Source organism: Capnocytophaga endodontalis, from assembly GCF_002209445.1.
GTDB classification, from domain to species: Bacteria; Bacteroidota; Bacteroidia; order Flavobacteriales; family Flavobacteriaceae; genus Capnocytophaga; species Capnocytophaga periodontitidis.
This window is the reverse complement of the sequence record NZ_CP022022.1, coordinates 2,508,376-2,522,356: the sequence shown is the minus strand read 5'-3', so window position 1 is coordinate 2,522,356 and position 13,981 is coordinate 2,508,376. Positions and strand designations below refer to the sequence as shown.

At 34.2% G+C, this 13,981-nt stretch carries 8 protein-coding genes; 6 read left to right on the top strand and 2 right to left on the bottom strand.

Translation table 11 applies throughout. The annotated features are described in order from the left end of the window. The first annotated feature begins 40 nt into the window (after positions 1 to 40). Both CBG49_RS11385 and CBG49_RS11380 read left to right on the top strand, forming a co-directional pair. Positions 41 to 1,399 carry an ankyrin repeat domain-containing protein gene (locus CBG49_RS11385; protein ID WP_088594564.1) on the top strand — a complete coding sequence of 453 codons (1,359 nt, stop codon included), beginning with the start codon at positions 41 to 43 and terminating at the stop codon, positions 1,397 to 1,399. A gap of 10 nt (positions 1,400 to 1,409) precedes the next feature. After that, positions 1,410 to 1,895: a DUF2271 domain-containing protein gene (locus CBG49_RS11380; protein ID WP_088594563.1), complete on the top strand. Its 486-nt coding sequence runs from the start codon at positions 1,410 to 1,412 to the stop codon at positions 1,893 to 1,895. On the opposite strand, the gene CBG49_RS11375 is transcribed toward CBG49_RS11380, so the two are convergent. Next, positions 1,892 to 3,190: a TolC family protein gene (locus tag CBG49_RS11375; RefSeq protein ID WP_088594562.1), complete on the bottom strand. Its 1,299-nt coding sequence runs from the start codon at positions 3,188 to 3,190 to the stop codon at positions 1,892 to 1,894. The two genes, CBG49_RS11380 and CBG49_RS11375, sit on opposite strands and share 4 nt — an antisense overlap. Further along, complete coding sequence (locus CBG49_RS11370; protein ID WP_088594561.1) at positions 3,187 to 3,621, bottom strand: lipocalin-like domain-containing protein; 435 nt, start codon at positions 3,619 to 3,621, stop codon at positions 3,187 to 3,189. Before CBG49_RS11370 ends, CBG49_RS11375 begins: the two co-directional genes overlap by 4 nt. 115 nt (positions 3,622 to 3,736) lie before the next feature. Here CBG49_RS11370 and CBG49_RS11365 point away from each other — a divergent pair, with 115 nt between their 5' ends. The 4 genes from CBG49_RS11365 (at position 3,737) to CBG49_RS11350 (ending at position 13,980) form a co-directional block, all read left to right on the top strand. Then, on the top strand, positions 3,737 to 4,561 hold the full coding sequence (locus CBG49_RS11365) for a hypothetical protein (RefSeq protein WP_088594560.1): 825 nt from the start codon (positions 3,737 to 3,739) through the stop codon (positions 4,559 to 4,561). Positions 4,562 to 4,788: 227 nt separating this feature from the next. Continuing rightward, positions 4,789 to 7,392: an ATP-dependent chaperone ClpB gene (gene clpB, locus CBG49_RS11360; protein ID WP_088594559.1), complete on the top strand. Its 2,604-nt coding sequence runs from the start codon at positions 4,789 to 4,791 to the stop codon at positions 7,390 to 7,392. A 198-nt stretch (positions 7,393 to 7,590) separates the two neighbouring features. Next, positions 7,591 to 9,522 carry a molecular chaperone DnaK gene (dnaK, locus tag CBG49_RS11355; protein ID WP_088594558.1) on the top strand — a complete coding sequence of 644 codons (1,932 nt, stop codon included), beginning with the start codon at positions 7,591 to 7,593 and terminating at the stop codon, positions 9,520 to 9,522. A gap of 66 nt (positions 9,523 to 9,588) precedes the next feature. Continuing rightward, positions 9,589 to 13,980: an NACHT domain-containing protein gene (locus CBG49_RS11350; protein WP_088594557.1), complete on the top strand. Its 4,392-nt coding sequence runs from the start codon at positions 9,589 to 9,591 to the stop codon at positions 13,978 to 13,980. Position 13,981 lies beyond the last annotated feature (1 nt).

The following is a 13,981-nucleotide window of genomic DNA, read 5'->3' as shown; positions in this document are numbered from 1 at the left end:
TAGTATCTTTGCCCCGAATCATTCTAAATAAGCACCTTTTATGAAAAAACTTTTGTTTTTTATTACAGCACTTCTAATAGGGAAAGTTCACGCACAAGAAAATGTTTTCCTCACTAATGAGTATTGGAAACAAAAGCCCTCTGTGGCTCAAGTAGAACAGGCTATCAATCAAGGTAATAGTGCTACAGCTTTGAATAGCCGTGCTTTCGATGCAACAACTTTAGCTATCTTAAACGGAGCTCCCTATGAAACTATTACTTATCTTATTGATTTAGAAGGCAATGGAGTAGATAAACTGACTCACGACAAACGCACTTACCTCTTTTGGGCTGCCTATCAGGACAATGTGCCCGTGATGGAATACCTTCTCAAGAAAGGAGCTAAGGTGAATATTACTGAATCACATCAACTTACCCCCTTGTTATTCGCTGCTGTAGGGGGAAGAAGCAATAACGCAATTTATGAATTGTTACTGAAACACGGCGCTAACTTAAAAGATACTAATGCCGATGGTGCAAATGCCCTTTTGCTGTTACTCCCTCACCTCAAAGACCTTAAAGAAGCTGATTATTTTCTAAAAAAAGGACTTAAACTTACAGCTATCGATAACAAAGGTAACAATGCTATTTACTATGCAGCAACAACAGGTAATCGTGCTATAATTGAGGCTTTGATGAAGAAGAAAATTAATGTTAAAAAACTGAATAACAAGGGAGAGAGTGCTATTTTTGGTGCCGCTCGTGGTTTTAGAAAAAATTATAACAAGCTTGATACTTTTCAGTATTTAGAACAATTAGGGCTTTCAATTAATCAAAAGAATAAAGATGGACTTTCACCTCTTTTTGTGTTGGCTGAAAAAAACAAAGATGAAAAAGTGATTAGCTATTTCTTAGAAAAAGGAAATGATGCAAATCAGCTTGATAAAGAAGGAAATAACCCATTGATGAAATCAGCAATTAGCAATAATATATCTGTAATAACAGCTTTACTCGCCAAGACCAAAGATATCAACACACAAAATAAACAAGGATTATCGGCTTTGACCTTGGCAGTAGAGAACAATACTCTTGAAGTAATAGATTTTTTACTCTTAAAAAATGCTGATGTTCAAGTAGTGGATAGGACAGGAAATACACTTTATCACTACGCTATAAAGCGCGGTGATATAAAAATTTTAGAAAAACTTTCACTCTATCCTATCAATATCAATCAAAAAAATAGCAACGGTCTTACCCCTCTACAAATGGCTGTGATGACCGCTAAAAACATAGATGTGGTACGCTTCTTGCTCAACAAAGGGGCTGATAAAAATCTCACTACTGATTTGGGTGAAACAGTTTACGAATTGGCTCAAGAAAATGAAGCCTTAAAAGGAATGAATATAGAATTTTTAAAATAAAAGAAAGAAGATGAAAAAGAAACTCTTACTTACTGTAGCTGTGGTAGTTGCCTTGCTTACAGTTTCATTTGTCGCTCAACAAGCTACTGCTAAGAAATACAAATGCCTTATCCAGCTTACTAACTACAAAGGGGAGGGGGCTTATATAGTAGCTTCACTCATCAATCCGCAAGGAAAATATGAACAAACATTGCAAGTATTGGGCGACGACCCCGAATGGTATGACGATCTTACTGAATGGTGGAAGTTCTATGGCAAACGCCAAACAATTGATGGGATTACAGGAGCGACCATCAGTGGGGGAGAGCGCGCCGTAAAAGTGCTCACCCTTGATGAGAGCAAGTTTGATAAAGGGTATAAAATACGCTTTGAAACAGCAGTAGAAGATGACTATTACTATGCTAAAGACGCTGAAATAGAACTCAAAAAAGAAAACCTTAACACTAAAGTTGAGGGCAAAGGCTATATACGTTACGTTAGACTGATGCCTAATTAGTGACTAAAGTAATATTCGAGTACTTTTAGTTTAAAAATGTACTGATATTTAGCTTTTATCACATCATTTTGAGCATTTTCATATTCGTATTTAGATTGATTGAAGTCAAAAGTATTCATTAAGCCTACATTGTGTCGTTCTTGTGCATAACTAAAAGATTGTTCTTTAGCTTGAGCTGTTTTTTCACTTGCTTCGTATAGTTTTTTGGCATTAGCAGCATCGTTGTAGGCTTGATAAATATTTTTTTCAGTACTCAATTCAGTTTGTTCCTTTGCTAATTGCATTTTCTGTAAGGCTAACTTTTGAGTTTTAACATTACTGAGTACGGAAAAATGATTAAAAATAGGAATATTGAGCGATAAACCAGCGTACATACCTTTGTTAGTGTCTAACTGTTTCCAGAAATCCATTACTTGGTTCTTACTCCATCGCGAACTATACCCCCATTGCGCAGAAAGACGAGGCCAAAAAGCCGACTGACTTAAGCGCAAACTACTTTCAGCTAATTGTACATTGGCAGTTGCTAATTTCACTTCACCCATTATCTCTTTAGCACTTTGGTAAATCTCTTCAGGAGTTTTGTTTAGTATATCGGCTACGGGAACTTCAAATGTGTTATCGGCTACCTCAAAATCTTTGTAATTCTTCAGTAAAAGCAATTGAGCTAATCCCATTTTTCCGATGAAAAGTGCGCTTTCTGTTTCTATAATTTTCTGCTCAAGCGAAAATAGTTGAGCTTCACTTTCATAAATATCACCTTTGGGCAACGACCCCGCATTGATGAGCTCACGCGTACGTGCAACGCTTTCTTTTGATATTTCTAATTGTGCTTTTTGAATCTTGATCTTTTCTTTGTTGCTCAATACTTCAGTGTAAGCATTGATAATCATTAAGATAATCTCATCTTTCTTCATATCCAATTGGTATTGAGTTGCCAATTGTTTACATTTTGCTTGTTGCAATTTACGCCAATTCTGCAAGCCGGAGAACAAAGGCATTGACATACTGATACCTCCTGAAGCCGATTCAAAAGTAGTGTTTTCAAACTGATTGCTCACAGGATTGATATTCTTTCCTGTATTCCAATTATAAGCAGCTTCACTGTTGATAGAAGGCAGAAAGTTAGCTTTTGTTTGCCATACTTCTATATCAGTGGATTTCAAGTCTATTTCCGATTGTTTAATAGAAAGGTTGTGCTCTTTGGCATACGCTATGCAATCGTTGAGCGTCCAAAGTTTCTGAGCTACTGCTGAAAAAGGTAGCAAGCAAAGTAAGAAGAGTGTTTTTTTCATCATTTAATATATTCGATAGGTTTAGCCCTTTTACATACAATTACAGCAATGTGTTCCTCGTTGTCTTCATCTTTTCCCGCAAACGAAAGAGTGAGAATTTCACCTTTTATTACGAAAGTGTTGTTTAAATCACTTTCTTCCTTGCGAATAATGTGATTGCCCTCTACAGTATAGAAATCTTTATTACTGTTGAGAATTACACAATTACCATTGTATTTTTTGTAATAATTCTCAATAATTTCGTTTTTAGTAAATATAAAAGTACTCTGCTTTTCACAATCGTTGAGGGTAATCTCTAAGTTGTCTAAGCTTTGAGATTCAATCGTCCACGAGCCTATAAGATCGTCGTGACGAATGCTTTCCTCTTGAGAAAAAGCAGGTAAAAAGCTAAAATATAGCGAGATAGTAATAAATAGTTTGTATATGGTACTCATAGAAATGATATTGTGAGTACAAAACTACAAAATAATTCTGGATTGACAAATTATTTTATATCTTTGTCGCGTAAAATCAGCAAATTGACAAATTGCCAAATTGACAAATCTACTTATGGATAAATATCTTTTAGAACGTTACCCGCTTGTGTGGAATACTCGCTTGCTCCCAATGTTAGCTCTTGCGAGCTGTGGACATATCTTCTTTATCTTATTAGGTTGGGCAGCAAAAAATGAAGACTTCAATTACTATGCTTTTAATGCTATAATGGCAGATTTTATAGGGTTTCCATTATTGTTACATCTTGTTATCTCTATATTGTTGTTAGTAGTTTGGTTGCTGTATCTCAGTAGAAACAACGCTTTCAAGCATTTCTATCCTTTCCCTGAAGAAAAACTCTTCTTGCAATGGATACTTTATTTTCTTATCGTCTTTGCCTCAGTGTCCTTTGTACTGCCTTATGCAATTGTTAAAGGCTTAGGGAAGTATCCTTTTAGCAATACTTCTGATGTGATATACCTATTAAATTTCCTTTTGAGTATTGCTTTTGTTATAGCGACACTCGTGTACTGTGTACGTATTACCAATGTGCAAATTCTGCTACTTACTATTGTTTTTATAGGGATTCTTTTAATTATATTATCTTTTATAGGCAATAAATTGTTGTTTTTATTGGTTTATGCTGCACTTGTATATATTTCTGCGAGTAAGGAAATTCACATACCAAAGAAGTTTATGGGCATTGTGGTAAATACAGTGCTTCTTTTTTCGCTTATGGTAATGTACTATATAGTAGACAGTATTATGGAGAATATGTTATTAGATAGGTCTCATGATGAGCTTTCTAACAAAAATTTTTGTGTATCCTTCTGTTTAACTTTGGTGTTTATAGGCTGCTACACAAGGGTAATACAACGATGGAAAGCAATAGCGGACTGAAGTAATACTTTTCTATAATTTTAATCACTGACATATTGTCAGTGATTAAAATTAGATTTAAAAAACTGATAATGATTTCTTTAATATGAAAATACCTTTAAAATATTAAGAAATAACTCTGTCAAAAAGTTGTAAAAACTGCCATTTTGTCAGTTAAATCTATTTGGCATAACTCTTGTCTTTCTCTTGCTGAAAATGTTTAACCCAAATTGTTAATTGAAAGATATATGAACTTTAATAACTTTACTATCAAAGCGCAAGAAGCGGTACAAACCGCTCAGCAAATTGCCCAGCAGTACGGGCACCAGGAATTGCAAAACGAACATTTCTTCAAAGCCATTGAGCAGGTAGATGAGAACGTATTGCCTTTCCTATTCAAAAAATTGAATATCAACCGCGAGCAATTAAATAAACAATTAGAAACTGCTCTACAAGGCTTTGCCAAAGTAAGCGGTGGCGATATGGGGCTCTCACGCGAAGCAAACTCTATGCTGAACGAAGCTGTCAATATCGCTAAAAAATGGAATGACGAGTATGTATCCTTAGAGCATCTTATATTGGCTATCTTCAAATCAAACAGTAAAATCGCCCAAGCCCTCAAAGACCAAGGCGTAAGTGAAAAAGAGTTGGAGAAAGCCATTCAAGAATTGCGCAAAGGCGAACGCGTAACTTCGGCTTCGGCTGAAGATACTTACAATTCGCTCAACAAATACGCCAAAAACCTCAATCAGTTAGCTGATAGTGGGAAACTCGACCCTGTGATTGGTCGTGATGAGGAAATACGTCGCGTGTTACAAATTCTTTCACGTCGTACCAAGAACAACCCTATGTTGGTGGGTGAACCTGGGGTAGGTAAAACGGCTATAGCCGAAGGCTTAGCACACCGTATTGTAAAAGGTGACGTGCCCGAAAACCTAAAAGACAAGGTAATTTACTCACTCGATATGGGGGCTCTTATCGCAGGTGCAAAGTACAAAGGTGAGTTTGAAGAACGACTCAAATCGGTAGTGAAAGAGGTTACCTCTTCCGATGGCAATATCATTCTGTTTATAGATGAAATTCACACCCTTGTGGGAGCAGGAGGAGGCGAAGGTGCTATGGACGCTGCTAATATATTAAAACCTGCCTTAGCGCGTGGTGAACTTCGTGCTATTGGAGCGACAACCCTCGATGAGTACCAAAAATATTTTGAGAAAGACAAAGCTTTGGAACGTCGTTTTCAAAAGGTAATGGTAGACGAACCAGATACCGAAAGTGCAATTTCTATCCTTCGGGGTATCAAAGAAAAATACGAAACTCACCACAAAGTGCGTATCAAAGATGAGGCGATTATCGCAGCAGTAGAGCTTTCTGAACGCTACATCACCAATCGTTTCTTACCCGATAAGGCAATAGACCTAATGGACGAGGCAGCTGCCAAGCTCCGTATGGAAATCAATTCTAAACCCGAAGAGTTAGACGTACTCGACCGCAAGATAATGCAACTCGAAATAGAAATTGAGGCTATCAAACGTGAGAAAGACGAAGATAAGCTCAAAATGCTATATGTAGATTTGGCAAATCTTAAAGAAGAACGTAACGCTATCAATGCTAAATGGCAGAGTGAAAAAAGCGTAATTGATGAAGTGCAAACCACTAAGGAAGCTATTGAGAAATACCGTTTGGAAGCCGATAGAGCTGAACGCGAAGGCGACTACGGTAAAGTAGCCGAATTGCGTTATGGCAAAATCAAAGAAGCGGAAGACAAATTAGTGGAATTGCAAAAGAATTTAGATAGCAAATCACACGAAAATGCTCTTGTAAAAGAAGAAGTAACCGCCGAAGACATCGCTGAAGTAGTCGCAAAATGGACAGGTATACCTGTAGCTAAAATGTTACAAGGTGAACGCGAAAAGCTGTTGAACTTAGAAAAAGAATTGCATCGTCGTGTAGTAGGTCAAGAAGAAGCTATCGAGGCAGTTTCCGATGCCATACGTCGTAGTCGTGCTGGTTTGCAAGACCCACGTCGCCCTATAGGTTCATTCCTTTTCTTAGGAACTACGGGGGTAGGTAAAACCGAGCTTGCCAAAGCCTTAGCCGAGTATCTATTCGACGATGAAAATGCAATGACGCGTATAGATATGAGCGAATACCAAGAGAAACACGCTGTTAGCCGATTAGTAGGTGCGCCTCCAGGATATGTAGGATATGACGAAGGTGGTCAGCTTACTGAAGCTGTGCGTCGCCGTCCGTATTCCGTAATACTTTTAGACGAAATCGAAAAAGCTCATCCCGATACTTTCAACATCTTGTTGCAAGTACTCGACGAAGGTAGGCTTACTGACAACAAAGGTCGTACCGCCGACTTTAAGAATACGATTATCATTATGACCTCCAATATGGGTAGCCACATCATTCAGGAAACTTTTGAAAAGTATCCTAAGGATACCGAGCGCGCTATCGATGAGTCACGTGACGAGGTGTTACAACTCCTCAAACAAACTGTACGTCCAGAATTTTTAAACCGTATAGACGACATTATAATGTTTACACCGCTCAACGCCAAGGATATCCGTAGTATTGTGCGTTTGCAATTGCAATCAGTGTTCCGTATGGTTGCCAAAGAAGGTATTTTACTCGATGCTACCGATGAGGCTATTGATTACTTAGCACAAAAAGGATTCGACCCTCAGTTTGGTGCTCGTCCAGTGAAACGTATCATTCAGAAAGAAGTACTCAATAAACTCTCTAAAGAAATATTGAGCGGTACAGTACAACGTGATGCAGTCATCTTATTAGATGCTTTTGATAACCAATTGGTATTTAGAAATCAAAAATCAGAGAATAATTAACAAGGAATTAGGAAATTTAGGAGTTAGTTGTCAGTCATTAGTAACAATGGCTAACTCCTAAAGCCTATCTCTAATCTTTAACTCTGACAATTTGTCAGTTTTTAGTCCTTTGGCACAATCATTGACTATTACTGATTACGTAAGCGTAAGGCTTACAAAAAATAATGTTGAACTTAAAAAAAACGATAATTAATTAATATGAGTAAGATTATAGGTATTGACTTAGGAACCACAAACTCTTGTGTTTCTGTAATGGAAGGTAATGACCCAGTGGTAATTACCAATGCCGAAGGTAAACGCACAACTCCTTCAGTGGTAGCTTTTACCGAAGGTGGTGAAATAAAAGTAGGTGACGCTGCTAAACGTCAAGCTGTTACCAACCCTAAAAACACGATATATTCTATCAAACGTTTTATGGGTAACAAATTTTCAGAATTAGAAAAAGAAATCGCTCGTGTACCTTATAAAGTAGTACGTGGCGACAATGATACCCCTCGTGTGGATATAGACGGACGTTTATATACACCACAAGAAATTTCAGCTATGATTCTTCAAAAAATGAAGAAAACAGCCGAAGATTTCTTAGGACAAACAGTAACAAGCGCAGTAATCACTGTACCAGCTTACTTCAACGACGCTCAACGTCAAGCTACTAAAGAAGCTGGTGAAATCGCAGGTTTGAAAGTAGAACGTATCATCAATGAACCTACAGCTGCTGCTTTGGCTTATGGTTTGGATAAAGATCATAGCGACCACAAAATTGTTGTATTCGACTTTGGTGGTGGTACACACGACGTCTCTATCTTGGAACTTGGCGATGGTGTATTCGAAGTATTAGCTACTGATGGTGACACTCACCTTGGAGGTGATGATGTTGATGAAAAAATCATCAATTGGTTGGCTGAAGAGTTTCAAAAAGAAGAACAAATCGACCTTCGTAAAGACCCTATGGCGTTGCAACGTCTTAAAGAAGCTGCTGAAAAAGCTAAGATTGAACTTTCTTCAACTACTGAAACTGAAATCAACTTACCTTATATCACCGCTACAGCCTCAGGGCCTAAACACTTGGTACGTAAACTCTCTCGTGCTAAATTCGAACAACTCATCGATGACCTTGTAAAACGTACTATTGAGCCTTGTAAAAAAGCGTTAGAAAATGCTGGTCTCAGTGTAAGTGATATCAACGAAGTAATCTTAGTAGGTGGTTCTACTCGTATTCCTGCTGTACAAGAAGCCGTTGAAAAATTCTTTGGTAAAAAACCTAATAAGAGTGTGAACCCTGATGAGGTAGTAGCCATTGGAGCAGCTATTCAAGGAGGTGTACTCACCGGTGATGTGAAAGATGTATTGCTCTTGGACGTTACCCCACTTTCTTTAGGTATCGAAACTATGGGTGGTGTGATGACCAAACTCATCGATGCAAACACCACTATTCCTACCAAGAAATCACAAGTGTTCTCTACCGCTACCGACAATCAGCCAAGCGTAGAAATTCACGTATTGCAAGGAGAACGCCCAATGGCACACGATAATAATACCATCGGTCGTTTCCACTTAGATAATATTCCACCTGCACCACGTGGAGTACCACAAATTGAGGTAACTTTTGATATCGATGCCAATGGTATCATCAACGTATCAGCAACCGATAAAGGTACAGGTAAATCTCACAATATCCGTATAGAAGCCTCTTCAGGTCTTTCTAAAGAAGAAATTGAAAAGATGAAACGTGAAGCTGAAGCTAATGCTGAAGCCGATAAGCAAGCCAGAGAAAAAGCTGAAAAACTCAACGAAGCTGACGCAATGATTTTCCAAACTGAAAAACAATTGAAAGAGTTTGGTGATAAAATCCCAGCTGATAAGAGAGGTGCTATTGAAACAGCACTTGGTGAACTCAAAACAGCTTTCGAAAGCAAAGAGCTCCCAGCAGTAGAAGCAGCTCTCAGCAAAATCAACACTGCTTGGCAACAAGCCTCTGAAGATATCTACAAAGCACAACAAGGAGGTGCAGCACAAGGACCAAATCCTAATGCAACCAATCCTTTTGGAGATGCAAATCCATTTGGTGGACAACAAGGCGGCAACAACGGTCCCGATGTCCAAGACGTAGACTTTGAAGAAGTAAAATAATAACAATAATAAACAACCCTCATCTGATAGAAATTATTAGATGGGGGTTAATATATAGAAAAAAATATGAATAAAGAAAAAACAATTGAGAGAGAACTCTCATTAATTACAGTTCAAATCAGGAGGAATGATAATATTATAGGGACAGGAATATTATACTATAATAATAATTTAGGAGATAAAGTATATATACTAACAGCAAGACACTGTTTATTTGACACTAAAGATAAATTTAGAGATATAAATATTGGTCTTTATAATCCTAAAAATAACAAATATCAATTTATTCCTGCAGGAAAAATAATTTCTTCGGAAAAAAATGAAGATATGGCTGTAATTATTTTGGAAAAAAGGATAATAGACCCTATTAATTCTGATTTGTATAAAATTCAAGTAATAAACAATAGAAAATCATTTGAGAGTTTTTTTATTAAAGGTTTTTCTATGGCTACAAATATGGACGAGTTAGTTTTAATTCCTTGCACTTGGTTACAAGAAATGATAAATGAAAGTTGTTTTCAATTGCAAATAGAATCTGATTATATAGTAAATAATATATCAGGGGCTTCTGGATCAGGTGTTTTTTTAAGGAATAATGATAATGTGTATTTATTAGGTATTCTTACACGTTTTAGGGCTGAAGAAAAAGGACGTGTAGTCTATTGTCAATATATAGATTCTATTAATAAGATCTTAAGGAAAAATTATCTACCTTTAATCTCTTATTCATATTTAGGAGAACATAATCTTACACAACATTTTTTTAAACAACAAGTAGAACAACAAGTAAAAAACTTAGGAGATCGATTTAATGAAAATTTAAATTTAAAACTTTCTATATCTCAAAAATTCAATAGTTTAACTAAAAATAGTGTCTATTGTCAAACACTTATTTCAAATATATCTGATTGGCTAAAAAATATTAGATTAAATAAGAATGAATATTTTAATGATATAAAAAAAGAATTCGATGAATTACAAAAAGAAACGAAGAATTGGTTAATTAATTTTCAAGATGATTATTCTTTTGACAAAGAAATAACTGTGATTCCAATAGTAGAAAAGATAAGAGAATTTGATAAAAAAATAGAAGATAAGTGGTTTAAAATTAATAATCTTACTTGGAATCATAAAAAAGAAAAGGATAAAACAATAAGTAATTTTGATTTAGAATTAAGTAATTTAAGAGAACTTAGGAAAAGAAATAGAATATTTTTTGAAAATATAGATCAAATGAATATTGCTTTAGCAAATCATCCTATACTAATTATAAAAGGAGATGCTGGTAGTGGAAAATCTCATTTATTAGGAGATATTGCAACAGAAAGAATAATGTTAGAACTACCTACAATTCTTCTTTTAGGAACAACATTTGAAAATACAACAATTGAAAAAAATATTATTGATAAAATAGACTTTAAAGGAAATTTTGAAGATTTATTGAAAGGTTTAAATGATATAGGATTACAGATAAATTCAAGAGTGCTAATGCTTATTGATGCAATAAATGAAGGGGCTGGAGTTGATTTATGGAAAAACCAAATAGCTGGTTTTGTAAATAGAATTAGTAAATTTACAGGAATAGCATTGGTTATGACAATAAGAAGTACATACTTTCAAGATATTATACCTGAAACATTTTCTAATGTTACAATTTTAGAACACAGAGGATTTATGGGAAATGAGATAGAGGCTTTAAGGTTGTTTTGTGAATATTATAAGTTGCAGTTTCCTAATTTTCCTATTTTATCTTCAGAATTCACCAATCCTTTATTTCTGCAAATAATTTGTAAAACAGTAAAAGAACTTCCTAATAAAAGTTTTCCAAAAGGATTTCAGGGTATTAATGATGTCTATAATTCATATAAGAAATCTTTAGATAAAAAGTTTGAAGAAAAAAGGGAAGAGTATAAGTTTCAAAATATAGTGTCAAAAGTGATAGAAAAATTAGCTCTTAAGTTTTTTTCTACAGAGTATTTTAGTTTGAAAGTTTATGAGGTCATAGATTTTTTAAAATTGGAGTTTAGTAGTTATAAACTATTATTTTTAGATTTGATAGAAGAAAATATATTAATTAAAACAAAAAGTGATTTAGAGTCTGAAGATATTATTTATTTTTCATATCAAAAATTAGGTGATTTTTTTTTAGCAGAACGTTTATTGAAATCTTACTCTACTAAAGAAGAGGTTTTAAAAGCTTTTGAAAAAGACTCACTTTTAGGAGAAGTTATAAGTGATTATGAGAGGTCAAAAAGAGGAATAGTAGAGATGTTTGCAATTTTACTACCTGAAAAGTTTGATTTGGAGTTATTTGAATTAATAGATGTTTTTATTTCAAAGAATAGGTATATAAATGATAGAAATGAACAATACATAAAAAAACATATAAATGCAGATGTTACAAGAATTTTGCTTGATAGTTTGAAATGGAGAAAAACAGAATATATTAATAATGATAAAATTACCAAATGGCTTCAAGAAAGAGCTATAATAGTTGATGAGTATTATTGCTGGTTAATTTTAACTGAATTAGCAGCAATACCTAATCATCCATTCAATAGTAATAGATTGTATGAAATATTGTCAAGATTTTCAATGGCTGAAAGAGATGCTTTTTTGCAAAATTATATAAGATTTTATAATGGATATGATGATAATGGAGTACCTTTCCCTATGAGACGTTTGATTGATTGGGCATGGTCATTTGATATATCATTACATCAAGTAGACACTGAAATTGTCTATTTAGTAGCTCAGACTTTAGTTTGGTTTTTATCAAGCACAAACAATACCGTTAGAGATCAAGTAACAAAATCTTTAGTAAACTTATTAGAACAACAAGCTGAAATATTGATAAGGATTTTAAAAACCTTTAAAAAAGTTAGTGATTGGTATATTTTAGATAGGTTGTATGCAGTAACTTATGGATGTATTTTGCGAACAGAAGAAAAAGAATCTATACAAAAAATAGCACAATATATTTATGATATAACTTTTAAAAATGGAGAACCACCTCTACATATTCTTATAAGAGACTATGCAAGAAATACTATAGAATATGCAATTAGTAAAAAAATAGAATTAAATATAGATATAAGAAAAATTTTACCTCCTTATGATACTAAGTTTAATTATAAACCTCTTTCTAATGATGAACTTGATAAAAAGTATAAACCTAAAGATAAATCTGGTAATTGGAGAAATGAAAACTGGGGTATTACAGCAATATTAAAATCGATGGTTACAGAATATGGACGAGGAATAGGTATGTATGGAGATTTTGGTAGATATGTTTTCCAAAGAGAGATTTCAAATTTTGAATTACCTAAAAAATTAAATATTGATCTATTAAGTAATCTCGCTGTTGAATGGATTTTTGAAAAATATGGATATAACACTAAATTGCATGGAGAGTATGATAGTAGTATAGTAGCTTTGGCAAGTAATATTGAAGAGCGTATCGGAAAGAAATATCAATGGATTGCTTTACACCAAATTTTAGCAATTGTTTCAGATAATTGTAAAATGAATAGTAGGTATTCTGACACAGAAAATAGGTATCAAGGAGCTTGGCAATTAGATGTACGAGATATTGATCCTGCATATATTACTAAAGATAAAAAAGAAAGTGAAGTGAAAACTACTAGTCAAGATTATAATAAATGGTGGAATGATATAGAATATTCTTATTGGGATACTTCTGATTCAAAATGGAAAGAAAGCTTAGATGATTTAATTGATCCCCAGCAAATAATACAAAAAAAGGATAAGGAAGATCAAGAATGGCTATATTTACAGCATTCTACTAAATGGAAAGAGCCTGAAGTATTTAAAATTGCTGAAGATGAAAAAAGAAGAAGAGAAATTTGTTATTTGATACAAGGTTTATTAGTTAAAAAGAAGGATAAGCAAGAGATTATAAATTATCTCAAAGAAAAAAGATTTTGGGGAAGATGGCTTCCAGAAAATAAAGATGACTATTCAAGTTTAATTAATCGTGAAAAATTTTGGTCTCCTGCGTACAAAGAACAATATGCCGAAAATATTTGGAAAACTATAGACAATACAAAATATGAAGTTATAGTTTCAACTGAATCTGCTAATGGAATATTTGATCGAGATAGTTCTGGAGCTAATCAGCCATACAATATACCTTGTAGATATATTTTTGAGGGAATGAAACTCAAATACACAACTTTTGATTGTGGATTAAGTTTAGATGAAGGAAAGACAATAGTTATAAATACTAAACCTGATAGTGTATTAATACGAAAAAAAGAATTAATCAATTTTTTGGATCAAAATGATTTGGATATCATTTGGACATTAGTTGGAGAAAAATTTTTGTACATTAAGAATAAGCAGGAAGAATGGTATTTAGCAGAGCTTGAAGGACTTTTCTATTTAGAAGAAAATAATGTTAAAAAAGAATTTTTTAAATTATATAATAGAGAATAAT